Origin of the sequence: Novispirillum itersonii subsp. itersonii ATCC 12639, assembly GCF_000381985.1 — a bacterium.
Classification (GTDB): domain Bacteria; phylum Pseudomonadota; class Alphaproteobacteria; order Rhodospirillales; family Rhodospirillaceae; genus Novispirillum; species Novispirillum itersonii.
In genome coordinates, this window is sequence record NZ_KB907340.1 from 100,622 (window position 1) to 123,596 (window position 22,975).

A 22,975-nucleotide genomic window follows, 5' to 3' on the forward strand; every position below is an offset into this window, starting at 1 on the left:
CGGAATACAGCGGGCACGGATCCGGAGTCGACCTGACCCCGAGGGCCCCGGAACGGACCCCCACGCAGGTCTGCTATAAAACGGCTTGGGGCCGGAGCGCCATCCGTTTTGGATGGAAGCCCGGCCCCGCGCCTGTTTCACACACCTTAGAGTTCGGTGGCGATCTGCTCCATTTCGAAGCATTCGATCACATCGCCAACCTGAATGTCGCCGTAGCTGGCCAGCGACATCCCACATTCGAACCCTTCGCGAACTTCGCGGACATCGTCCTTGAAGCGCTTGAGCTGACCCAGATCGCCTTCGTGAATGACCACGTTGTCGCGCAGCAGGCGGACCTTGCAGCCGCGCTTGATGACGCCTTCGGTGACCATACACCCGGCAACCTTGCCGACCTTGGTGATGTTGAAGACTTCGCGGATCGCGGCATAGCCGATGAACTTTTCCTTGAAGGTCGGTTCCAGCATACCGGTCAGAGCCCGCCTCATATCCTCGGCCACATCGTAGATGATCGAGTAGTAGCGGATATCGATGCCTTCACGGCGGGCCATTTCACGGGCCTGCGGGTTGGCGCGGACGTTAAAGCCAACGATCAGGGCGTCAGAGGCCTTGGCCAGCGTGACGTCAGATTCGTTGATCGCACCGACAGCGGAATGCAGCACCTTAACCTTGACGGCGTCGGTCCCGATCTTTTCCAGCGTCCCGATCAGCGCTTCCACCGAGCCCTGCACGTCGCCCTTAATGACGACCGGCAGTTCCTTGGCTTCGCCCGCCTGGATCTTGGCGAACATCTGTTCCATCGAGCCACGGGCGGCCTTGACGGCAGCGGCTTCCCGTTCCTTCCGCTGACGGTACGCCGCGACATCACGTGCCTTGGCTTCGTCTTCGGTCACGATGAAGTCATCACCGGCAGCCGGAACACCCTGGAGACCGATGATTTCCACCGGAGTCGCCGGACCGGCCTCTTCGACGCGGTTGCCCTTGTCGTCGATCATGGCGCGGACACGGCCCCATTCCTTACCGGCGACGAAGACGTCACCGACGCGCAGGGTACCACGGCGGACCAGAACGGTCGCCACAGAGCCACGGCCCTTTTCCATCTTCGCTTCGACGATGGTGCCTTCGGCGGCGCGTTCCGGATTGGCCCGCAGATCAAGGATTTCAGCCTGCAGCAGGACCGCTTCTTCCAGCTTCTCAAGGTTCAGCCGCTGCTTGGCGGAGATCTCGATGCACTGGACGTCACCGCCCATCTGCTCAACCACCACTTCGTGGTTCAGCAGTTCCATGCGGACCCGTTCCGGATTCGCAGCAGGCTTATCCATCTTGTTGACGGCGACAACCATCGGAACACCCGCCGCCTTGGCATGACGGATCGCTTCAATGGTCTGCGGCATGATGCCGTCATCCGCCGCCACCACGAGGATGACGATGTCAGTAACGCGGGCCCCACGGGCACGCATCGCGGTGAACGCTTCGTGACCCGGGGTATCGATGAAGGTGATCTTAGCACCGGACCGCATCGTGACCTGATAGGCCCCGATGTGCTGGGTAATACCACCGGCTTCGCCGGAGACCACATCCGTATGGCGCAGGGCGTCGAGCAGCGAGGTCTTACCATGGTCAACGTGACCCATCACGGTGACGACCGGCGGACGCGGCAGCAGATCGACGTCGACATCGGCACCGGCATCCAGACCGATTTCGATATCCGCCTCAGAGATGCGCTTCACTTCGTGACCGAATTCCTGGGCCACAAGTTCAGCGGTATCAGCGTCGATGGTGTGGTTGATGGTTGCCATCACCCCCAGCTTCATCAGCGCCTTAATAACGTTGCCAGAGCGTTCGGCCATACGGTTGGCCAGTTCCTGCACCGTGATGGTGTCGGGCACGACCACGTCGCGCACGACCTTCTCCGGCGCCTTCTGCATCTGCTGCGCCTTGCGCTTTTCCTTCTGCGCGGCACGGCGCAGAGCAGCCACAGAACGACCGCGGGCGCTTTCCTCATCCCCCGACAGAGCGGCGGACACATTCAGCTTACCCTGACGCTTCTGAACCGTCGCCGGAGTCCCCGGACCGGCGGTCCGCTTCGGGGCCACCTTGGCAGCGGCGCGGTTGCGGCGCTGTTCTTCGGTATCCTCATCACGATCAACCTCGACGCGGCGGGCTGCGCCACGATCATCACGGATCGGATGTTCGTTCTTGGTCAGGGCAGGCGGGCCAAACTGGTTGGCCGCGGCCCCCGGGGCACCGGCGGACGGACCACGCGGACCACCACCGGCCGGACGGGCGCCGTCCCGGTTGAACCCACCTTCACGTGGCGGACGCGGACCGGTGTTCTGCCCGTCGCGGGAGAAACCGCCCGGACGGGCATCGCGCTGACCCTCACGCGGCGGACGGTTGCCGTCGCGCTGCTGGCCATCACGGCTGAAACCACCTTCACGCGGCGGACGGGCATCGCGCTGACCATCGCGGTCACGGTTGAAACCACCCTCACGCGGGGCACCATCCCGGTTGAAACCGCCTTCACGCGGCGGACGGGCCTGAAACACCGCAGACTGGCCATCGCGCGATCCACCGTCACGGCTCTGCGCTTCCCGTGGGGGACGCGGGGCAAGAACCGCAGACTGACCGTCACGCGACGGGCGCGGACCGGCCCGGAACACGGCAGACTGACCGTCACCGGAGGTGCGGCCCATGCTGTGGCCGGTGGCGCTGCGCTGCGGAGTGCGGTCAATCGCCCGCTGCTGATCCGGAGCCCGGAACACAGCGGCCTGCGCCGGACGCTCAGGTTCCGCCGGGCGGGCCGGCTGGGCCGGACGGGCAGCCTGCGGAGCAGGCGCCGGAGCAGCTGCTGCCGGAGCAGAAGCGACCGGGGCAGACGGCGCGGCAGCGTCTTCAGAGGCGCGGGAGGGCGCAGCCTCGGCGCCAGAAGCCTTCCGGGCTTCCGCTTCAGCAGCGGCCCGTTCGGCGTCCTGACGGCGACGCACTTCATCTTCCTCGCGCTTGGCGTTCTGCAGCACCTGCAGGCGATGCAGACGCTCGTCATCCAGCATCACCTTGGATGAGGTGTCAGCCGGGGCAGCCGGAGCAGCCTGCGGAGCAGACTCGACGCCATGCGGTTCAGAGCCAGGGCCAACAATGCGCTTTTTGCGGCGCTCGACCGCCACTTCCTTCTGCCGCCCGTGCGAAAAGCTCTGGACGACCTTATCGGCCTCCACGCCCTTCTTCAGTTCCAGCTTTCCCCGCGAGGAAAGGCTAAGCGGCTTTTTTTCGTTCTCGTTCGACATGCGTCCCGGTCTCTAGGCGTCCAACTCTGGCGTTACTCTCCGCTGTCCGGGGCCATTTCCGGCTCCGTTCCGCGGCGCTGCGGACTGTCTCCGTCTTCCGGTCCGGTGTCAGCCGGAGCCATGGAAGCGGGCAGATCCTTTTGCCCGACGTAAACCGCCAGGCGCTCACACTCTGCGGCGAACCGATCAGCCAGCGCACGCTGGTCCGGCTTGCCGGAGGTCACGGCCACATGCACGACGTGTTCGCGACCCAACACGGCGGCCATTTCGGCCCCCGTAAACAACTCTATCACCGCCGGCATCCGGCGGCCTTCCCGGGCGGCCTGTGCCGCCGCCGCCATAATCTTGCGGCGGCCGTCTTCGGCGCCCTCGGTGGCTTCCACCAGCATCCGCACCTGTCCGGCCCGGGCAGCGGCTGCCACCTTGTCAAACCCGGCCAGCACCACTCCGGCGCGACGGGCAAATCCCAAAAGGTTGAGGCAGCGCTGACGCAGCAGCCCTTCCACCAACCCGGCCAGATCGGGATCAACCACGGTCTGGCAGCGGGCCGCCTTGGAAAAAGCGCGCTTACGCGTCGCCGTTTCTAGCATATCGCGGCGCGCACTCAACCACAAACCCCGTCCCGGAAGTTTTCCTTCCAGATCGGGCACAATACTACCGTCAGGTCCGAGGACAAAACGGATCAGCATCTCCTTCGGCAGGACCGCACCGCTGACAATGCAGCGGCGCTGCGGCCCGTCTTTTTCCGAACCCCGGGCGGGGCTGCCTTTACCGTCTGCCGCACCGCCACCTTTCCGGTGACCTTTCCGCCGCACCGCTGTTGCGGCGGCGGTGGGGAGAGCCACCGGAAGGTCAGAACCTTCCGGCAGATCGGGAGCAGCGGGCGTCGTCGCGCCGGATTCGGTCACACTCAACTCCTGACGTCAGGTCTCAGACCGCGCCGTCATCAAACCAGCCTGCGCGGACGCGGGCTTCCATGATGATGCGGTTGGCTTCTTCCTCACCCATGACGTCCTTGCCGACATACTCGACCAGTTCGTCAGACGCGAGATCGGCCAGATCATCAAGGGTCTTCACCCCGTTGCGGCCAAGGGCAACAGCCATGGTGACGGTCAGACCTTCAGTCTGGGCCAGATCATCGCTGACGCCAAGAGCAACACGCTCCTCCTCGGCGCGGCGGGCCAGCTCGTCCAAGAAGACACGGGCACGCTGCTGCAGTTCGGCGGCAACATCTTCGTCAAAGCCTTCGATGCCAGCCAGCTCTTCCGTGGCGACATAGGCGACTTCCTCGACGGTCTCGAAGCCTTCGGTCACCAGCAGGTGAGCCAGCACATCGTCCACGTCCAGCGCGTCGATGAACAGCTTGGTCCGGGTCCGGAATTCTTCCTGACGGCGTTCCGACTCGGCTTCTTCAGTCAGAATATCGATATTCCAACCGGTCAGCTGAGACGCCAGACGCACGTTCTGACCACGACGGCCGATCGCCAGCGACAGCTGGTCATCAGGCACCACCACTTCGATCACATTACGCTCTTCGTCCAGCACGACCTTGGCAACTTCGGCCGGGGCCAGCGCGTTGACGACGAAGGTAGCCGGATCGACCGACCACGGAATGATGTCGATCTTTTCGCCCTGCAGTTCGGCCACAACGGCTTGAACGCGGGAACCGCGCATCCCGACGCAGGCGCCGACAGGATCAATGCCGGAGTCGCGGGAGGTGACGGCGATCTTGGCGCGGGAGCCCGGGTCACGGGCCACGGCCTTCACTTCGATGATGTTGTCATAGATTTCCGGCACTTCCTGCGCGAACAGCTGCTTCATAAAGCCGCCATCGGTGCGGGACAGGAAAATCTGCGGGCCGCGCTGTTCCTTGCGTACATCTTTGATCAGGGCCCGGACACGGTCCCCGTTCTTCAGATGCTCACGCGGGATCAGTTCGTCCCGGCGCAGCAGGGCTTCGGCACGGCCAAGGTCAACGACCACGTTCCCGAATTCCACGCGCTTCACCAGACCGTTGACGATTTCGCCGATGCGGTCCTTGTATTCATTGAACTGACGCTCACGCTCGGCATCGCGCACCTTCTGCACGATCACCTGCTTGGCGGTCTGGGCGGCGATACGCCCGAAATCGATCGGCGGCAGCGGATCAATCAGAAAATCACCCACAGCAGCATCCGGCTTCTTCCGGCGGGCCTGCGCCACGGTCATCTGGGTGAATTCGTCCTCGATCTCCTCAACCACGGCGATATAGCGGGCCATACGGATCTCGCCGGAGCGGCGGTCGATGTGCGCGCGGATATCATGCTCGTGACCATACTTGGAGCGCCCGGCCTTCTGGATCGCCTGCTCCATGGCCGCGAACACTTCTTCCCGGTCGATGTTCTTGTCGCGGGCCACGGTGTCGGCGACCTGAACCAGCTCCGGCCGCGCCATGCCAACGGTACGTTCCATCGTTCTCAAGCCCTTGATCGAAAGTCGTTAAACGGTCGAATGAATTAATCGTATTGCCGGGTGCCGCCGCCGTCAGGCGTCCGGCAGGCTCCGGGTCACATGGTCGATCAGTGCATCGGTCAGAACCAGCTTGGCCTTCCACACCGCATCCAGCGGAATGGACCACTGGCCATCCTCGCCATGCACCTGCACGGCGGTTCCGGCCTCATCAAGCCCCATCAGCTTTCCAGAAAACCGCTTCCGGCCGTCCAGCAGCACTTTGGTTTCGACCTTCACATCGAACCCGGCCCAGGTCACATAATCCTTGGCCCGGGTCAGCGGACGGTCAATCCCGGGGGAGCTGACCTCAAGATTATAGGCACCGGAAATCGGGTCCTCGACATCCAGCAGGGCAGAAACGGCCCGGCTGATATCGGCGCAGTCGTCCACGGTCATGAGCGCGCCATCCTTGCGGTCGGCCATAATCTGCACCGTCAGGTGCTTCGCGCCCTGAATCAGCACACGCACCAGATCATACCCCATATCGGAGATGGTCGGTTCGACGATGGCGGCAAGTCGTTCGGTCAGGTCCATACCGGGTCCCACAAAGAGATGGCTTGTTGGTCTTTCCGACACACTCTGTTCATCGCCGCGTCCGTATGGGCAGACCGGCGTTGCACCCTGCCCATAACAAAAAAAGTGGGCCGCTGGCCCACTCTCGCAAGCCCGGACGGGCACACCAGAGAATGTCAAGGCAACCTTATACACCTGTGCCCGTGAAAAGGCAAGCCCCGCCCCGGAGCCTGCCTTGCACGGAATTGCGCGCCCGTCAGCGCAGATGTTCTTTCAGGCGGGGCATCAGCTCGACAAAGTTACAGGGGCGGAACCGGCTGTCGAGCTGGGTGGACAGAATCCCATCCCAGGCATCCCGACAGGCCCCGGTTGATCCCGGCAGGGCAAACAGATAGGTGCCGTTGGCCAGCCCGGCCATTGCCCGGCTCTGAATCGTCGAGGTCCCGATCTTCTGGAAGCTGATCCAGCGGAACAGCTCACCGAAGCCGGGAATTTCTTTTTCGACCACCCGGCTCATAGCCTCCGGCGTCACATCCCGGCCGGTCAGACCGGTGCCGCCGGTGGAGATCACCACATCAACCGCCGGATCGGCAATCCACTGCCGGAACCGCTCGGCGATCAGATCGGCATCGTCGCGCACGATCGCTCGGTCAGCAAGCTGATGCCCGGCAGCGGTCAGACGATCGACAAGTGCCTGACCGGAGGTATCGGTCTCCAGAGTCCGGGTATCGGACACGGTCAGGATTGCAATGTTGACCGGCAGAAACGCTGCGCCTTCGGCGACTTGGGACATGATAAACCCTCCCTATCAGGACTGACGGTCCTCTCGGGACCGGCGGGCAGTGATCCGGGGCCCGGAAAGGCCCCCGCCATCATCCCCCGGATTTGCGGACCTGCGCAACCCGGGTGCCCTGCTCCAAGGGGACATAGCGCGGCCACGCCCCGCCTGCAACATGATCCAGCGACGGGGCAGGCTGACCAAGCCGGTCCGCATAGATCCACAGATTGGCGACCACCCGCTCGATATACAGACGGGTTTCCCGCGATGGAATTGCCTCAATGAACAGCAGCGGATCATCATTGTACTGCACGCGCTTCTGCCATTTGGCCAGATTCCCCGGCCCGGCGTTATAGGCCGCAGCGGCAAAGAACAGGTTACCATCCACTTCCGGCTGGGCCAGGAGCGTTTCCAGATACTTCTGGCCAAGCGACATGTTCACTTCCGGCACCATCACCGTTTTGGATCCGGTCAACCAGCCATTGGCATTGCCATCCCAGCTTGCCACCAGCCTGGCCGTGGCGGGCATCATCTGCATCAGCCCCTGCGCCCCTGCCACCGAACGGGCGTCAGGATTAAAGGCCGACTCCTGCCGCATAAAGGCATACAGCAGGGACCGGTCAAGCCGCCAGCCGTCTTCCGGCTCCCACAGCGGCACCGGATAGCGGGCCGCATCCGTGACCGAAACACTGCCCTGATCGGTACGGCTGCGATACGACGCCAGCCCAAGGGCAAAGGAAGCCATGCCGGATACGTCGGCCATCCGCACGATGGCGTCCTTGGTCCGCTCATCAACCACGGCATACAGGCGGCGCAGCTCTTCCTCGGCATTATCGATCCGGCCCAGCTGGGCCAGCGCCAGTGCCCGGCGCCCGGCCTGCGTCCGGCCCAACGCCTCGCTGTCCGCCGCACTCAGAAAGTCACCTTCCCACGCGAAAGACAGAGGCAGACCAAGGGCCCGGCGGGCCGTCAGTCCGTAGAACGTCCGCGCTTCCTTCGCGGCTTCGTTCAGCCAGTAAGAAACCTCTTCCGGACGGCCCGTGCGCAAGGCGGCACGGGATGCCCAGAAAGCCCCGCCAGCCGTCAGCCACGGAGAAGAATCCGAGGAACGGGCAAGGCGGGCGAACCAGTCGCGGGCCTCGTCATAGCGGCCCTGACGCCAATGCGCCAATCCACCGGCCCACAGGGCCATCGACATCCGGTCACCGGAGCGGGCCACCGATTTTTCAGCCCATTCGACCGCCGACTGATCATCGCCTTCAACAAACAGCGCATAGGCCAGCGTCCCACGCATCCGATCATGATCCAGCGCCGTCAGCGTGGAAGTGACTTCCTTAGTGTCCACCATCCGGGCGACAGTCTGGGTCGGCTGCTTGCTCAGGGCAGTACGGAACTTGGCCCACAGGGCCGCCGCTTTCTGTGACTGTGAATTGGAATACGTCCCCGCCAGTTCCCACAGGGCAGACATCGTCTCGCCGGTGCCGCCACCGTTAAACCGCGGCGGGCCGACGGGAGAGCGTAGAACCACCGGGGGCTCTGCCTTCACCGGGGGGGCCGCCTGCGTCGCCTTCTGGTCTTTCTTTCCTGCCGCTTCTTTTTTGGGGGGCTCTTTTTTAGACGGTTCTTTCTTCGCGGCAGCAGCCTTTGCGGGCTGCGCTTTCTGGGGAGACCGGGCCGGAGCCATCCGCCCCTGCGCGACGGAATAGACAATCTCCGCCATCGGCAGATCGGCGTAGCTGTCCAGCCAATCCCGCAGCTCGGTCAGCCGGGCTTTCTGCGGGGAAGCCATCAGACGCTGATGATGCACGTAGCCCAGCAGCAGGGGATCCTGAATCTGCGGGATCAGGGCCGCAGCTTCATCCCAACGGCCATCGCCCTGCAGAGAAAAAATACGGCCATACAAGTCCATGTCCTGCTCGGAAAGCCGCCAGCCTTCCTGCCCGGCGGAACGGGTCGCAACCTGCTCCACCTTGAAGCCCTGCGCATGGACAGGTGCACTCTCAAGCCCAAAACCGGAAACAACCACCCCGGTCAGGGCCATCCCGAAAACGGCTTTGCGCCCTACGGTCAGGGCCGCGCTACTGACCCGGCTCTTCAAGCGGGCAGAGTCTGAACACACTTCCGCTCCCGGGCCTCTTACAGGCTGTCGCATACGTTTCATTCGGACATCCCCCTAACGGTCTCGCGACTGCCCCTCCCAGCCGAGGCAAGATATAGGCGGAAGATTTTCCCGGCGACAACCCCGGAAACTGAATGCGATGAAAGAAAAGAGTATATCTCCGGGCCGTATCGACGCCCCAGAGTCCCTTTGTATATGGCTTTCTCTTAACCCGATTCGCAGGCTATCCCTGTGCGATCCATCACAGCTCACCGCCAGAAACCCTCTTGCGGAAAGATGTCCCCCCAGAAAAACCCTGCGCCTGATACAAGAAAAGCACGCACTGAGATGTGTGCAATCGGCTGCATACTTTCCCATGGATTCGCCATGAGCCGCCCCCCATCGCGCCCAAGGCTTTTGAACAGATCCAGCCGCCTGACCTGCGGCTCCTTTTGGCCCTGTCAGCCTCTTTTCCCTTTTCCTGATCCGGCAGCAGGAGTACAACCGCGCCAGCCTGACCGGTCGACCGGACGGTCAGACCGCCATTGGCATACGCCCATGGCCTGTTTTCCCGCGCCGTCGTGATGGACCATGACCGATCTGACTCAGCCTGACGTTACCGTCGTCGTTCCCGTAAAGAACGAAGAGGACAATATCCTGCCGCTGCTGGCAGAGATTCATGCCGCCCTCGACGGCGTCGCCCCGTTTGAAGTCGTGTACGTCGATGACGGCTCCGACGACCGCACCCCCGCCGTTCTGGCAGACGCCAAACGCCAGTATCCGCGCCTGCGCACGGCCCGGCACCGTTTTTCGTGCGGCCAGAGTCAGGCGGTGCATACCGGCGTCCGGATGGCCCGTGGCAGCTGGATCGCCACTCTGGACGGTGACGGACAGAACGATCCTGCCGATATTCCTGCCATGCTGGCCCGTCGGAATGAAGAAGCCGCCCGGTCCGGCAAGCCGGTCTCGATGGTGATGATCGCCGGGCACCGCCAGAAACGGCAGGACAATGAAATCCGCCGCCTGTCGTCCAAGGTCGGCAACGGTGTGCGCGCATGGCTGCTCAACGATGACACCCCGGACACCGGCTGCGGCCTCAAGCTGTTCGCCCGCGACACCTTCCTGAAATTCCCGCGCTTTGACCACATGCACCGCTATCTGCCGGCCCTGATGCTGCGCGAAGGCGGCCACGTTGTCAGCGTGCGGGTCAACCACCGGCCACGGGAACGCGGCACTTCCAAATATGGTGTCTGGAACCGCCTGTGGGTCAGCCTGTATGATCTGATCGGTGTGATGTGGCTGCAGCGCCGGGCCCGGAACCCGCAGGTCGAAACGCAGGATTGAGGCACCCCCGATGTCGGCCCCGACGGAACACCCGGAAAATACCGCTGCGCCGGACTCCGGCCTGACCAGCTCCCTGCTGGTAGAGGACGGTGACACTGTCGCCCGGAAGCAAAGCGGCCTGAAGTCCCTGATAAAGGGACTGGTGATGATCGTTTCTCTGGTCATCATTGGCACGGTTGCCCGCAAACTCGGTCTGGCTGACACCCTCTCCACCAGCTGGCTGGACCACGAGGTGATCGGGAAGGGACTGATCGGCGAAGCCCTGTTCATCGGACTGGGGGCGATTGCCTCCGCCATCGGGATTCCCCGTCAGCTGGTGGCCTTTGGCGGCGGCTACGCCTTTGGCTTCGGCATGGGCATCCTGATTTCCACCGTTGCCCAGATCATCGGCTGCACGCTGTCTTTCTTTTATGCCCGCCTGCTCGGTCGGTCACTGGTGCGACGGCTGTTCGCCGCCCGTATCGAGCGCCTTGATGCCCTGCTGCACGGCCACCCGTTTTCGATGACTCTGCTGATCCGCCTGCTGCCGGTCGGGTCTAACCTTGCCACCAACATGGGCGCCGGTGTCTCCAGCGTTCCTGCGCCACGCTTTCTGGCGGGCACGATGGTTGGCTATCTACCGCAGACCATCGTCTTTGTGCTGCTGGGGACCGGGGTACAGGTTGATGCCACCGCACAGATCGCCCTGTCGGCAGTCCTGTTTGTGATTTCCGGCCTGATCGGAGTGTGGCTGTACCGGCGGATGCGGACCGACGCGGTCTGACTCACCCCGGCAAAGCACGGGCCCGGCGGTAACTGAGGGCCTCCGCAATATCCAGACGGCTGATCTGATCCCGGTCGGCAAGGTCAGCGACCGTCCGCGCCACCCGTAGCACCCTATGGTACCCACGCGCTGACAGCCTCATCCGCCCTGCCGCCTCCGCCAGCAGGGCCTGCCCTGCCTCATCCAGACGGGCAGCCTGATCCAGCACCGCTCCATCCGCCTCAGCATTGCGGCGCACCGCCCCCGACGGATCAAGTCTGGCATAGCGGATCCGCTGCCGGTCAAGGGCCTGCGCCACCCGCTCCGCCACCGGTGCCGATGCTTCCCCGGCCGGAGTGCCCGCAAGATCCAGAGGATGAACCGCCATGACCTCCACCGTCAGATCGATACGGTCGAGAAGAGGGCCGGACAGGCGGTTCTGATAGTCATCTCCGCAGCGGGGAGCCTTGGAACAGGCCATGCCCGGATCCGACAGATAGCCACAACGGCAGGGGTTCATCGCCGCCACCAGCTGCACCCGTGCCGGATAACTGATGTGGGCGTTGGCCCGGCTGATCACCGCCCGCCCGGTTTCCAGAGGCTGACGTAACGCTTCCAGCACCTGACGGGGGAATTCCGGCAGCTCATCCAGAAACAGCACACCATTGTGCGCCAGACTGATATCGCCCGGTCTGGCCCGATGGCCGCCCCCGATCAGGGCAGGCATACTGGCCGAATGATGCGGATCCCGGAACGGGCGACGGGTGGTCAATCCACTTTCCGGCAGCAGACCGGCGATCGAATGCACCACCGAGACTTCCAGTGATTCCTGCGGTGTCAGCGGGGGCAGGAGACCCGGCAAACGCCTGGCCAGCATCGACTTCCCCGATCCCGGCGGACCGATCATCAGCAGGTTATGCCCCCCTGCCGCCGCAACCTCTAAAGCCCGCTTGGCCGTCTCCTGACCTTTGACATCCCGCAGATCCGGCAGAATGCCGATCTCCTCCGGCGCACTGGGGGCCGGACGGGGCAACAACATCGTCCCTTTGAAGTGGTTGATCAGCGCCAGCAGGGACGGTGCCGCCAGAATATCCTCACCGCCAGCCCATGCGGCCTCGGCCCCCTGTGCGGCTGGGCAGATCAGTCCCAGATCCCCTGCCACCGCAGCCATGGCTGCCGGTAAAACCCCGGATACTGCAGCGACGGATCCATCCAGCCCCAGCTCGCCCAGCACCAGATAGCGGTCCATATCCTCCAGCGGCAAAATCCCCATCGCCGCCAACACACCACAGGCAATCGGCAGATCGTAATGACTGCCTTCTTTGACGATATCCGCCGGGGCAAGATTGATGGTGATCCGTTTGGGCGGCAGCGCCAGACCAATTGCGGTCAGTGCCGCCCGCACCCGCTCACGCGACTCACTGACGGCCTTGTCTGCCAGCCCGACGATCGAAAACGCCGGTAGCCCGTTGGACAACTGCACCTGCACATCAATGGCAATGGTATCAATGCCAGAGAACGCCACCGTCCGCACATGAGCCGTCATTTTATCCCGGTCCGCCTCTACACCCAACACACGCGGGGGTGACGGTACAGGGGGCTCCATCCCGTGTAAACACCGGACAGGATACAAAAAAACAGCAACGCCCCCGGATAATACCATCCGGGGGCGTTGCTCTCTTACAAAGGCCGTAAGCCCGGATCAGGCCGGTTCGCTGGCCAGTGCCCGGGCCAGACCCGACAGGGCTTCCTGATGGCGTTCGTTCTGGATCATCGCAAAATTGCGGGCCAGTTCCAGACACATACGCTGACGCGGTGCCAGATCGCCGGTACGGGCATCATCCAGTCCTTCAAAGAAGTAACTGACCGGCACATTCAGCACCTGCGCGATTTCGTACAGACGCCCGGCAGAAATACGGTTGATACCGCGCTCATACTTATGGGCCTGCTGATAGGTCACACCGATCATGTCGGCCATCTGCTGCTGGGACAGACCCAGCATGATCCGGCGCTCACGGATTTTAGAGCCGACATGACGGTCAGTATCCGTGGCCCGGTTGGCGGGCTGGTCGGGACGGACGGTGGTGGGCGAATAATTCATGATCGGGTTCCCTCTCATCTCAAGCACGGGCGTATCGTCCTGCGGGAGGCCATCGGCAAACAATGGCGGAGACGGACGTTATACGGATCGGGACAGGCCATCTTTTGCGACCATATTGTGCCCTTCTGATCAACTAAAGGGATACGCCGGTCATGCTCTTGTAGCAAGTGATCCCTCGGAACTACATGCCCCGGTCGAATATCCTTTTTCATATACCAAAGAATAGAAACGTCTTTGCAGAATGCGAATACATCCCTTCTTGCCGAAAAAGTCTGTGCATTTTGCAAAACGCTTTCTGTCCAATGCCTCTCCTGTCCTGATGCAAAAAAAGACGGCCGCCAAAAGGCGACCGTCATGTCTGTCTTCTGCATCGCAAACGGATGCGGTCAGCCCTTCTTGCTCAGGGCGTCAAGCTGCTCCTGCATGGCGTTCAGCTTGGCCTTCAGGTCGTCAATACTGGACTCGCCGGCGGCGGGACGGGCGGCCCCGGGTTTACCGGCGTTTTCCTCATCCCCATAAAAGCGGCCGAACATCTTCATTGCATTCTCAAAGAACGCGACATTCTGCTTGTTCAGCTCCTCGAACGGCTGCAGCGGAAAAATTCCGCCGAAGGCATTCTGCATCACATCGCGCATCCGTTCTTCGTTATGGGAGAACGCCTGCATGCTGTGTTCCAGATAGCGCGGCACCAGACCGCCAAGACTGTCGCCATAAAAACTGATCAGCTGGCGCAGGAACCCGATCGGCAGCAGATTCTGGCCGCCCTTGCTCTCTTCCTCGACGATGATCTGGGTCAGGACCGAGCGGGTGATGTCGTCGCCGGTCTTGGCGTCATAGACCACGAATTCGGTCCCGTCCTTCACCATCTGACACAGGTGATCCAGCGTGACGTAGCTGGAGGTCGCCGTGTTGTAAAGACGCCGGTTGGCGTACTTTTTAATGGTGATCGGGCTGTTCCTGGTTTCAGCCATATGCGCGTTTCCCTGTTATGGCAGGGTTCTGTGCCACGGACAGCGTCCGGCTTTTCCCTGCGTCATTGCACGATCAAGAGTGCCTGCGATGCCGCTTTGCAGCAAGAAAAATGCAAGTGCGGCGGCAATTTCCTGCTGTACTCTGATGCCAGCGGCCCTTTTGCCGCCATCCGCTCTTCCCTTCTGGCTCTTACTGCTCAGGGTACTGCCATGACCAAAACATCTGCCCCGCCCGGCGGCGACAGTACCGGATCATCCACCCCGCCCGACCTGTCGGCGCTGGCCCGCAAAACCCTTGATATCTGGCAGGACCAGATGGGCCGCCTGTCGCAGGATCCGGCAACGCTGGATCTGATGACGCGCACCTTTGCGATGATGACCAAAGGCAGCGAAGCCCTGCATGACCTGCCAAAAACAGCCAGAGATCTGTCAGCTCTGTGGCCCCAGCCTGCCACAGCCCCTTCTGCCGCCCGTCCAGACACCGGGGAGACCGCCGCCGATGCCCCAGACGCCGCCCCTGCACAGCCGGGCCCCAAGACTGGGTCCGCGTCCGCTGCCGATGTTTCTGAGCATGGAGATCACGTCCTTACTGACCTGCTGCGCCGCATCGCAGATCTTGAAGAACGGGTCAGCACGCTGGAATCCCGACCTGCCGGAGGAGATGCGAAGCCAGCTCGGCGACGCAAGCCCGGCTGAGTTCGCCACCGCGTTTGAGGCCGAAAGCCGCCACCGCTTCGAGCAGTTTCTGCAAGGGCTCGACCTGTACCGCAATCACCCCTACCGCCGTCGCCTGCGGGATGCCCCGGTGATCTGGCAGGCGGGCGGCGTCACCTTACGCAGCTACGGCGGGCCGGAGACCGGACTGCCCATTCTGGCAATTCCGTCGCTGGTCAACCGCGCCTATGTTCTGGATCTGAACGGCAGGCGCAGTTTCATGCGCTGGCTGGCGCGCCGGGGGTTCCGCCCGTTTCTGATTGACTGGGGTGACCCGCAGGAAGAGCGGGCGTTCTCTCTGGGCGACTACGTACTGCACCGGCTGGAACCGGCAGCAGCCGAGGTGCTGCGACTGACGGGACAGAAACCGGCGGTGATCGGATACTGCATGGGGGGGGTTCTGACGCTGGCTCTGGCCCAGAGGCGGCCAGATCTCTGCGCCGCCTACATCGGGCTGGCGACCCCATGGAACTTTCATGCCGGATCCGGCGGCGGGCTGCGCCTGCTGCTGGAAACCCGCGAGAAAGTGGCGGAAGCGGTGGAGCATCTGGGGTTTTTGCCGGTGGATATCCTGCAGGCGATGTTCTCCGGGCTTGATCCCGGCTCAATCGCCCGCAAATTTCGCATGTTTGCCGGGTTGGGGCAGACATCAGACAAAGCCAAAGCCTTCGTTGCGCTGGAAGACTGGGTTAATGATGGCGTCCCGCTGGCCGGACCGGCCGCACAGGAATGTCTGCTGCACTGGTATGGCGAAAACCGCACCTTCCGGCAGGAATGGACGGTGGCAGGAGAAACAGTCCGCCCCGGCACCCTGACCGTGCCGTCTCTGACCGTGGTGCCGCTGAATGATCGGATCGTTCCGCCGGGGTCTGCCATTGCCCTGTCCGATGCCCTGACAGGCTCCCCCGGCGGAACCACCCGTCTGGATGTGCCGCTGGGACACATCGGCATGATGACCGGCAGTGCCGCCGTACGGACCGTCTATGGCCCGCTGGCCCGCTGGCTACGACGTGCCTGCGCGGAAACCCGCTCCTGACGGGGGAAGTGACGCAGCAGCAGAGGGGCGGCAGGAGCAGGCACCATCTGGCATTTTGCGCCGCAATATCCGGTAGACTTGCACCGGGCCGCTCGCTACTCTTTCGGGCGGTCCGGCACCGGCGCCCGGTTCCATACCGGGACAGATGGACGCCCTGATGTCGGCAGCGCAGTCAGCCCGTGCGGAGAAACTCCTCACGGCAGGATCAGGGAGGAACACGATCCATGACCGAAGTCGTTATCGTCAGCGCAACCCGTACCGCCATCGGCGCCTTCAGCGGCAGCCTGTCGGCCTATTCCGGTGCCGATCTGGGCGGAATTGTCATTAAGGAAGCGCTGGCCCGCGCCGGTGTTGACGGGGCCGAAGTCTCCGAAGTGATCATGGGTCAGGTTCTGACCGGCGGCACCGGCCAGAATCCGGCCCGTCAGGCAGTCCTGAAGGCCGGTCTGCCCGACACCGTCCCCGCCTATGTACTGAACATGGTCTGCGGTTCCGGCCTGCGCACCGTGGCACAGGGGGCGATGAGCATCCTGTCCGGTATGGCCGATATCGTTGTCGCCGGCGGTCAGGAAAGCATGACCAATGCCCCGCATTGCAGCTATCTGCGCTCCGGCGTCAAGATGGGCTCGGCGGAACTGGTCGATACCATGATCAAAGACGGTCTGTGGTGTGCCTTCAACGGGTACCACATGGGCACCACCGCTGAAAACATCGCCAACAAGTGGGGTTTCAGCCGCGAGGCGCAGGATGCCTTTGCTGCCGCCTCGCAGCAGAAAGCCGAAGCCGCCATCACCTCCGGCCGTTTCAAGGATGAAATCGTCCCGGTCACCTACATGGTGAAAAAAGAACAGAAGCTGTTCGACACCGACGAGTTCCCGCGCTTCGGCTCCACCGCCGAGTCGCTGGGCAAACTGCGCCCGGCCTTCGCCAAGGATGGCACCGTCACCGCCGGTAACGCCTCCGGCATCAACGATGGCGCCGCCGCCGTGGTGCTGATGAGCGCTGAAGCCGCTGCCAAGCGCGGCCTGAAGCCGCTGGCCCGCATTAAGTCCTTCGCCGCTGCCGGGGTAGATCCGGCCTTCATGGGCACCGGTCCGATCCCGGCGTCGAAGAAGGCGCTGGAAAAGGCTGGCTGGACCGCCGCCGACCTTGACCTGATCGAAGCCAACGAAGCCTTTGCCGCGCAGGCGATGAGCGTCAATCAGGAAATGGGCTGGGATGTTTCGAAAGTGAACGTCAATGGCGGGGCCATTGCGCTGGGTCACCCGATCGGCGCTTCGGGTAACCGTATTTTCGTCACCCTGCTGCATGAAATGCAGAAGCGCGATGCCAAGAAGGGTCTCGCCACCCTGTGTATCGGCGGTGGCATGGGCGTTGCCCTGACCGTCGAACGCGACTGAGCCGAGGCAGAAGATGCCCCCTGCCGGAGTGTTCCGGCAGGGGGTTTTTTCATGCCCTCAGACGGTGATGGCCGTCAGCAGACCGGTGATCTGGGACAGAGAAACCACGCCCGGACAGACCTGCCGGGACGGACTGCGGACCAGCACCGGCCAGTCCCCCGGCTCGCCGAGGTCAGAAACCACCAGCGCCGCCCCGGAAAAGTCATGATCCCGGGTATACAGGCTTTCGGTCACCACGCAGGCCAGACCGGCGGCCCGGGCGGAACGCAGCCCGACGGCGGAATCCTCAACCGCCACGGCCTGCCCCGCCGACACCCCGAGCCGCTGCAGCGCCAGAAGATAGCTTTCAGGATCGGGCTTCTTCACCCGGACATCCGACCCACAGATCACAACGCTGAAGGCTGCTGCCAGATCCGGCCCCAGTGTCTGGCGCAGCACCTGTTCCGCCACCGGGCGCTGACTGGTGGTCACCAGAGCCAGCCTGACCCCGGCAGCGACCGCCTCGCGGCATAAGCGGGCGACACCGGGCCGGGCAGCAAGACCACTGCGGCCAGTGGCCAGAAGATCCGCCATATGAGCGGTTTTCCAGCGGTGCAGCGCATCCAGCGCCGGATTGTCGGTGACGGCAGTATAAATCTCCGCCCCGATATCCCGGGCATAGGCCGCAATCCGCTCCCGGCCACCGGGGACATCCAGCAGCCGGTGATAGGTCGGTTCATCCCAATGCCAAGACAGACCAAAAGCCGCGAACGCCCTGTTGAAACAGCGGCGATGCAGGTCTTCGGTCTCGGCAATGGTGCCATCCATATCGAACAGCAGGGCCGCAAGGGTCGTCATGGCGGCAAACCGATCAGCGGGCCTTTTCGAGAAGCCGCTGGATCTTACCGTTGCCCCCGGCCTGCCCCCATGACAGGGCATCCCGGCCGGTATAATCGTTGATGGAGGCATCCGCCCCGCTCTTCAGCAGCTTTTCCACCGAAGCGACCGACCCTTTTTCCGCCGCCCGCATCAAAGGTGTCACCCCCTGCCGGTTCTGCAGGTTCACGTTAGCACCGGCCCTGATCAGCTTTTCAAGAATCTCAACGTTGTTCTGGTCCGCCGCCCACAGCAGAGCAGAATTACCGAAGGAATCCTGCAGATCGATCTTGGCCTGCTGCTCCAGCAGAATCTCGACGGCCTGCGGCATATTGTTGCGGGCTGCCAGCACCAGCAGCGGCTGCTTGGACTGATCGGTACTGTTGGCATTTGTACCGCCCATCAGGGTCCGCTTAAATTCCGGCCAGTTCTGGCTCATCATCAGTTTAACGATCGGGCTTTCCAGCGGCAGGTCCATTTCAGCACGGGCCGGATCGGTCACCAGCAACACGGCAGGCAACAGCACCGCCCCCAGCGCCACCCGGCGCAACGTGGTCAGCGACAGCGGAAAACGGGCAGACGGCAGCGAAAAAGCCATAGGATCCCTCGGACACAGAAAAAGACAGTCTTGCCCCTGAAGCTAACGCAGCCCCGCCCCCGGCGCAACCGACCGCCGGAAAATCAGCCCTCCGTCACGGGGATGTGACTGTTTCAGACTTTGCAGGCAGTCTGCGTGAGGTGTATGAACCTGTTTCATGATGACGGACACGCCCTCCCCTCCCCCGGACCGACACTCCGGAGACATGGCCCCCGGCCCCGCCCCGGATCTGCTTCCGGCCGGGCTGGATTTTCCTGACTTTCCGCCGGGCTGGGTCTGGCTGGTCGGGGCCGGTCCCGGTGATCCCGGTCTGTTGACGCTGCATGCCCTGCATGCCCTGCGGCACGCTGACGTCATCGTTTACGATGCACTGGTTGATGAGCGGATTCTGGGCCTTGCTCCGGCAGCGACAGAACGCCTGTACGCCGGAAAGCGGGGAGGACGCCCCAGCGCCCGTCAGGCCGACATCTCCGAAACACTGGTATCACTGGCCCGCTCCGGCCGCCGGGTTCTGCGCCTGAAGGGCGGCGACCCGTTCGTTTTCGGGCGTGGGGCTGAGGAGTGCCAGTATCTGCACGCTCACGGCATCCCGTTCCGGGTGGTTTCAGGCATCACTGCCGGAATCGGCGGGCTTGCCGCCGCCGGGATTCCGGCCACGGTGCGGGAAACCAATGCCGCCATCACCTTTATCACCGGCCATGCCGCCAACGGCGATGTACCGGAAACCCTGAACTGGTCAGCCCTGGCCCACGCCTCACCGGTGTTGGTCTTCTACATGGGCCTGAAGCATCTGCCGGTCATCGTTGACCGGCTGATCTCAGCCGGGCGCTCTGCGGAAACTCCCGCTGCGGCGGTGGCAGAAGCCACAACCCCCCGCCAGCGGGTGGTGACGGCGACACTGGGCACTCTGGTCGAGGCTATCACCACAGCCGGACTGCATCCCCCCGCCATTGTGGTGGTGGGCGACGTGGTGTCCCTGCGCGACATTATCGCCGCCGGGGCCGGGCACCCGGGGCGCTGATCCATGGCCAGCCCCGACGCCGCCTTTGCCCTGATCGCTGCCGGAATCAGTCACTGCTCCGGTGTCGTGGCCGAACAGGGCGGCCTGCTGACCAGCCTGCTGTTCACAGGTCTGGTCGGCGGCGTCAGCCACTGTATCGGCATGTGCGGGCCGTTTGTGCTGTCGCAGGTCGGATCCCGTCTGGAACGGATTCCGGCAGCGCGGATGCGGGAATGGCACCGCCTGACCGGGGCGGCCCTGCTGCCGTATCATCTGGGGCGGATGACCACCTATTCTCTTCTGGGGGCCGTGGGCGCGACCCTGGCGGGCCAGATCAACAGCCTCAGCGGCCTACGCTGGCTGTCGGCGGCCCTGCTGCTGCTGGCCGCCGTGCTGTTTGCCGGACACGCCATTCCCCGCCTCAGGCAGCTGTGGCATCCCTCCGGCCCCGTCAGCACTCCCTCAGCCGGGCGCTGGATCAACCGGATGGCTGCCCCGCTGTTTGCCGCACCGATCGGCTGGCGGGGCTATGCGCTGGGGGTTGTTCTGGGGTTTATCCCCTGCGGCCTGCTGTATGCTGCTCTGGCGGCGGCAGCGGCCACCGGTGACCCGGTTGCCGGTGCCTTCGGCATGGCCGCCTTCTGCCTTGGCACCCTGCCCAACCTGCTTGCGGTCGGTGTCGCCGGACATCTGGCCGGGCAGCGCTGGCGGGGCCTGATTGCCCAGGCGGCACCGGTCCTGCTGATCCTGAACGCCGGTGTGCTGGCGTGGCTGGCCGTTTCACTGATTGCCTGATCCTGACTGACAGCCGCTGCCCCGCGCGGAGGGGACCGGCCCGGAGTAAAGGGAACCCCGATGAAGCCGTTGCAAATTATCCTGATCGTTGTCGCTGTGGCGGCAGTCGCCCTTGGCCTGCGGTTTGCCCCGGGATTTCTGGAAAAGAATGAAGCCGTCGCCCTCGGCGGCCCCTTCACCATGGCGGCCACCACCGGCCAGACGGTGACGCAGGACAGCTTCAAGGGCAAATACATGCTGATGTATTTCGGCTACACCTACTGCCCGGATGTCTGCCCGACCGGCCTGACCACGCTGGCACAGGCCCTGAACAGCCTGCCTGCCGATAAGGCGGACAAAATCCAGCCCCTGTTTGTCACGGTCGATCCGGCCCGCGACACGCTGGAGCAGATGACTGCCTATGTCGCAGCCTTCCACCCGCGCCTGATCGGTCTGGTCGGCACCGCAGAGCAGACCGCCGCCATCGCCAAAGCCTACCGGGTCTATTACGCCAAGGAAAAGGGCAAGGAAAACAACAGCGATGACTATCTCGTCGACCATTCGGCCATCACCTACCTGATGGGGCCGGATGGTCGCTTCGTCTCCTACTTCGGCCACGACACCACGGCGGAAGAGATGGCCAAGAAGCTGGCATCCGTTCTGTAACCCCTGCTCTGAACCCTGCCGATGCTCCCGTCTCCCCCGCCCGGCCTGATCGTTTCCGCCGCCTCTTCCGGCAGCGGAAAAACCGTGCTGACCCTCGGGCTGGTCCGTGCCCTGCGACGGCGGGGACTGCTGATCCGGACAGCCAAGACCGGACCCGACTATATTGATCCGGCTTTCCATGCCGCCTCCAGCGGGCACCCCTGCCTGTCACTGGACACCTGGGGTATGCGGCGGGAAACCCTGCTGACATCCCTGCACTGGCTGGATGGCGACATGACGGTTGCCGAAGGGGTGATGGGACTGTTTGACGGGGCCTTTGTCGCTGACCGCCTCGCGGACGGCTCGACAGCGGCACTGGCCCTGCAGACCGGGCTGCCGATTCTGTTCGTGCTTGATGTGAGTGGCCAGAGCGCCTCTGCCGCCGCTGTCGCCAAGGGCTTTCAGACCTTCCGCCCCGGCATCACGCTGGCCGGTCTGATTCTGAACCGGGTCGGCGGCCCACGCCACGAAGCGGCTATCCGGCAGGCGCTGGCCGAAGCGGTGCCGGACGTACCGGTGCTGGGCAGCGTTCCCCGGGCCAAGGCGCTGGATCTGCCACACCGCCATCTGGGGCTGGTACAGGCGCAGGAACATACTGAGCTGGAAGCCTTCCTCGACGCGGCTGCCGATACGGTTTCAACCCATGTCGATCTGGACGCGGTGATGGCGCTGGCCCGGCCACCGCTGCCGCCCCCCCTGACCGGGCAACAAGCCTTTCCGCCCCCGCCCGGACAACGGATTGCAATCGCCCGCGACGTTGCCTTCGCCTTCGCCTACCCCGGCCTGCTGCGCGGCTGGCAGGAGCAGGGGGCGGAAATCCTGCCGTTCTCCCCGCTGGCGGACGAAGGCCCCGCACCACAGACCGACGCCGTCTATCTGCCCGGCGGCTACCCCGAGCTGCATGCCGGTTGCCTTGCCGGGGCAACAGCCTTCAAGGCTGGCATGCAGGCCGCAGCAGACCGCTGCGCGGCGATCATCGGGGAATGTGGGGGCTATATGACACTGGGAGAGGCCCTGACCGATGCCGAAGGTAACAGCCACCCGATGCTGGGCCTGCTGCCGGTGGAAACCAGCTTTGCCAAACGGAAGCTGCATCTGGGATACCGCCATGTCACCAGCCTCACCGACAGCGGCTTCGGCCCGGCCGGAGCCCGGCTGAGGGGGCATGAATTCCATTACGCCAGCATCATCCGCGAAGACGACTCGCGGGCAGAGCGGCTGTTCCGCGCCGGGGATGCCACTGGGGCAGAACTGCCCGCGATGGGGCTGAAGCGGGGGTCGGTGGCAGGGTCTTTCCTGCACATGATTGATCTGGAACAGATTTAAATTCGCTGACGGACAGCCCCGTCCGTGATATGCTGCATTGCAACATGATCAACGGACAGGTCTTTGTGATCCTGCCTCGATTCTATCTTGCCGGACACTGAATATCTGGCAATAAATCAAATGACGGTCCTATGACCGTCGCAATAAAATTACAAATCCGGAAAACCGGAACTCCCGAAAACACGGCCCCTGACCGCTGTCCGCATGGTCTTCATCCTGCCGGCAGCCACACCAGACACCGGGGGC

Annotated in this window: 20 protein-coding genes; 9 read left to right on the forward strand and 11 right to left on the reverse strand. The window is 63.5% G+C overall.

Annotated features, from left to right (window positions below; genetic code table 11):
* Positions 1-146: 146 nt before the first annotated feature.
* From infB to G365_RS20730, 6 genes are all read right to left on the reverse strand, one after another.
* A complete protein-coding gene (infB, locus tag G365_RS0107695; RefSeq protein WP_019644931.1) occupies positions 147-3,284 on the reverse strand; it encodes a translation initiation factor IF-2 in 3,138 nt (1,045 codons plus the stop codon).
* A gap of 32 nt (positions 3,285-3,316) precedes the next feature.
* Positions 3,317-4,192, reverse strand: a complete 876-nt coding sequence (locus G365_RS20725; protein ID WP_019644932.1) for an RNA-binding protein — start codon at positions 4,190-4,192, stop codon at positions 3,317-3,319.
* Positions 4,193-4,214: 22 nt separating this feature from the next.
* Positions 4,215-5,735 (reverse strand): transcription termination factor NusA, encoded by a 1,521-nt coding sequence (nusA, locus tag G365_RS0107705; protein WP_019644933.1) that lies wholly within the window; start codon positions 5,733-5,735, stop codon positions 4,215-4,217.
* A gap of 72 nt (positions 5,736-5,807) precedes the next feature.
* On the reverse strand, positions 5,808-6,308 hold the full coding sequence (gene rimP / locus G365_RS0107710; RefSeq protein WP_019644934.1) for a ribosome maturation factor RimP: 501 nt from the start codon (positions 6,306-6,308) through the stop codon (positions 5,808-5,810).
* Positions 6,309-6,543: 235 nt separating this feature from the next.
* Entirely contained in the window at positions 6,544-7,080 is a 537-nt protein-coding gene (moaB, locus tag G365_RS0107715) for a molybdenum cofactor biosynthesis protein B (RefSeq protein WP_019644935.1), read from the reverse strand.
* A gap of 79 nt (positions 7,081-7,159) precedes the next feature.
* Positions 7,160-9,163, reverse strand: a complete 2,004-nt coding sequence (locus tag G365_RS20730; RefSeq protein WP_211217671.1) for a lytic transglycosylase domain-containing protein — start codon at positions 9,161-9,163, stop codon at positions 7,160-7,162.
* Between the two features lie 591 nt (positions 9,164-9,754).
* Between G365_RS20730 and G365_RS0107725 the strand changes: the two genes are divergently transcribed.
* Both G365_RS0107725 and G365_RS0107730 read left to right on the forward strand, forming a co-directional pair.
* Positions 9,755-10,507: a glycosyltransferase family 2 protein gene (locus tag G365_RS0107725; RefSeq protein ID WP_019644937.1), complete on the forward strand. Its 753-nt coding sequence runs from the start codon at positions 9,755-9,757 to the stop codon at positions 10,505-10,507.
* Positions 10,508-10,517: 10 nt separating this feature from the next.
* Entirely contained in the window at positions 10,518-11,270 is a 753-nt protein-coding gene (locus G365_RS0107730) for a TVP38/TMEM64 family protein (protein ID WP_019644938.1), read from the forward strand.
* Between the two features lies 1 nt (position 11,271).
* On the opposite strand, the gene G365_RS0107735 is transcribed toward G365_RS0107730, so the two are convergent.
* The 3 genes from G365_RS0107735 to phaR form a co-directional block, all read right to left on the reverse strand.
* Positions 11,272-12,795, reverse strand: coding sequence for a YifB family Mg chelatase-like AAA ATPase (locus G365_RS0107735; RefSeq protein ID WP_019644939.1), 1,524 nt, complete (start codon positions 12,793-12,795; stop codon positions 11,272-11,274).
* A 156-nt stretch (positions 12,796-12,951) separates the two neighbouring features.
* A complete protein-coding gene (locus tag G365_RS0107740; protein ID WP_019644940.1) occupies positions 12,952-13,350 on the reverse strand; it encodes a helix-turn-helix domain-containing protein in 399 nt (132 codons plus the stop codon).
* 386 nt (positions 13,351-13,736) lie between these two features.
* Positions 13,737-14,321, reverse strand: coding sequence for a polyhydroxyalkanoate synthesis repressor PhaR (gene phaR, locus G365_RS0107745; protein ID WP_019644941.1), 585 nt, complete (start codon positions 14,319-14,321; stop codon positions 13,737-13,739).
* Positions 14,322-14,531: 210 nt separating this feature from the next.
* Between phaR and G365_RS20735 the strand changes: the two genes are divergently transcribed.
* The 3 genes from G365_RS20735 to G365_RS0107760 all read left to right on the forward strand — a co-directional run bounded on the left by G365_RS20735 (position 14,532) and on the right by G365_RS0107760 (position 17,471).
* The gene (locus G365_RS20735; protein ID WP_155976182.1) at positions 14,532-15,017 is read left to right on the forward strand and encodes a hypothetical protein; all 486 of its coding nucleotides are present in this window, start codon (positions 14,532-14,534) and stop codon (positions 15,015-15,017) included.
* Positions 14,983-16,071: an alpha/beta fold hydrolase gene (locus tag G365_RS0107755; RefSeq protein WP_019644943.1), complete on the forward strand. Its 1,089-nt coding sequence runs from the start codon at positions 14,983-14,985 to the stop codon at positions 16,069-16,071. The genes G365_RS20735 and G365_RS0107755 overlap by 35 nt, the downstream gene beginning before the upstream one ends.
* Positions 16,072-16,295: 224 nt before the next feature.
* Positions 16,296-17,471, forward strand: a complete 1,176-nt coding sequence (locus G365_RS0107760; protein ID WP_019644944.1) for an acetyl-CoA C-acetyltransferase — start codon at positions 16,296-16,298, stop codon at positions 17,469-17,471.
* Positions 17,472-17,528: 57 nt separating this feature from the next.
* Here the strand turns inward: G365_RS0107760 and G365_RS20740 are convergent, their stop codons facing one another.
* Positions 17,529-18,308, reverse strand: coding sequence for an HAD-IA family hydrolase (locus G365_RS20740; RefSeq protein WP_019644945.1), 780 nt, complete (start codon positions 18,306-18,308; stop codon positions 17,529-17,531).
* A 13-nt stretch (positions 18,309-18,321) separates the two neighbouring features.
* Positions 18,322-18,924: an ankyrin repeat domain-containing protein gene (locus tag G365_RS0107770; protein ID WP_019644946.1), complete on the reverse strand. Its 603-nt coding sequence runs from the start codon at positions 18,922-18,924 to the stop codon at positions 18,322-18,324.
* Positions 18,925-19,129: 205 nt separating this feature from the next.
* Between G365_RS0107770 and cobA the strand changes: the two genes are divergently transcribed.
* From cobA to G365_RS0107790, 4 genes are read left to right on the forward strand one after another with little or no spacing between them, the layout of a single operon-like run.
* Positions 19,130-19,945: a uroporphyrinogen-III C-methyltransferase gene (gene cobA / locus G365_RS20745; protein WP_019644947.1), complete on the forward strand. Its 816-nt coding sequence runs from the start codon at positions 19,130-19,132 to the stop codon at positions 19,943-19,945.
* A 3-nt stretch (positions 19,946-19,948) separates the two neighbouring features.
* The gene (locus G365_RS0107780; protein WP_019644948.1) at positions 19,949-20,719 is read left to right on the forward strand and encodes a sulfite exporter TauE/SafE family protein; all 771 of its coding nucleotides are present in this window, start codon (positions 19,949-19,951) and stop codon (positions 20,717-20,719) included.
* 60 nt (positions 20,720-20,779) lie between these two features.
* Entirely contained in the window at positions 20,780-21,364 is a 585-nt protein-coding gene (locus G365_RS0107785) for an SCO family protein (RefSeq protein WP_019644949.1), read from the forward strand.
* A 21-nt stretch (positions 21,365-21,385) separates the two neighbouring features.
* On the forward strand, positions 21,386-22,729 hold the full coding sequence (locus G365_RS0107790) for a cobyrinate a,c-diamide synthase (RefSeq protein WP_019644950.1): 1,344 nt from the start codon (positions 21,386-21,388) through the stop codon (positions 22,727-22,729).
* The last annotated feature ends 246 nt before the right edge of the window (positions 22,730-22,975 follow it).

Excerpts from the sequence above, each read along its gene's own strand:
- infB (WP_019644931.1), bottom strand. The coding sequence starts at position 3,284 with ATGTCGAACGAGAACGAAAAAAAGCCGCTTAGCCTTTCCTCGCGGGGA.
- nusA (WP_019644933.1), bottom strand. The coding sequence starts at position 5,735 with ATGGAACGTACCGTTGGCATGGCGCGGCCGGAGCTGGTTCAGGTCGCC.
- rimP (WP_019644934.1), bottom strand. The coding sequence starts at position 6,308 with ATGGACCTGACCGAACGACTTGCCGCCATCGTCGAACCGACCATCTCC.
- moaB (WP_019644935.1), bottom strand. The coding sequence starts at position 7,080 with ATGTCCCAAGTCGCCGAAGGCGCAGCGTTTCTGCCGGTCAACATTGCA.
- G365_RS0107725 (WP_019644937.1), top strand. The coding sequence starts at position 9,755 with ATGACCGATCTGACTCAGCCTGACGTTACCGTCGTCGTTCCCGTAAAG.
- G365_RS0107730 (WP_019644938.1), top strand. The coding sequence starts at position 10,518 with ATGTCGGCCCCGACGGAACACCCGGAAAATACCGCTGCGCCGGACTCC.
- G365_RS0107735 (WP_019644939.1), bottom strand. The coding sequence starts at position 12,795 with ATGACGGCTCATGTGCGGACGGTGGCGTTCTCTGGCATTGATACCATT.
- G365_RS0107740 (WP_019644940.1), bottom strand. The coding sequence starts at position 13,350 with ATGAATTATTCGCCCACCACCGTCCGTCCCGACCAGCCCGCCAACCGG.
- phaR (WP_019644941.1), bottom strand. The coding sequence starts at position 14,321 with ATGGCTGAAACCAGGAACAGCCCGATCACCATTAAAAAGTACGCCAAC.
- G365_RS20735 (WP_155976182.1), top strand. The coding sequence starts at position 14,532 with ATGACCAAAACATCTGCCCCGCCCGGCGGCGACAGTACCGGATCATCC.
- G365_RS0107755 (WP_019644943.1), top strand. The coding sequence starts at position 14,983 with ATGCGAAGCCAGCTCGGCGACGCAAGCCCGGCTGAGTTCGCCACCGCG.
- G365_RS0107760 (WP_019644944.1), top strand. The coding sequence starts at position 16,296 with ATGACCGAAGTCGTTATCGTCAGCGCAACCCGTACCGCCATCGGCGCC.
- G365_RS20740 (WP_019644945.1), bottom strand. The coding sequence starts at position 18,308 with ATGACGACCCTTGCGGCCCTGCTGTTCGATATGGATGGCACCATTGCC.
- G365_RS0107770 (WP_019644946.1), bottom strand. The coding sequence starts at position 18,924 with ATGGCTTTTTCGCTGCCGTCTGCCCGTTTTCCGCTGTCGCTGACCACG.
- cobA (WP_019644947.1), top strand. The coding sequence starts at position 19,130 with ATGGCCCCCGGCCCCGCCCCGGATCTGCTTCCGGCCGGGCTGGATTTT.
- G365_RS0107780 (WP_019644948.1), top strand. The coding sequence starts at position 19,949 with ATGGCCAGCCCCGACGCCGCCTTTGCCCTGATCGCTGCCGGAATCAGT.
- G365_RS0107785 (WP_019644949.1), top strand. The coding sequence starts at position 20,780 with ATGAAGCCGTTGCAAATTATCCTGATCGTTGTCGCTGTGGCGGCAGTC.
- G365_RS0107790 (WP_019644950.1), top strand. The coding sequence starts at position 21,386 with ATGCTCCCGTCTCCCCCGCCCGGCCTGATCGTTTCCGCCGCCTCTTCC.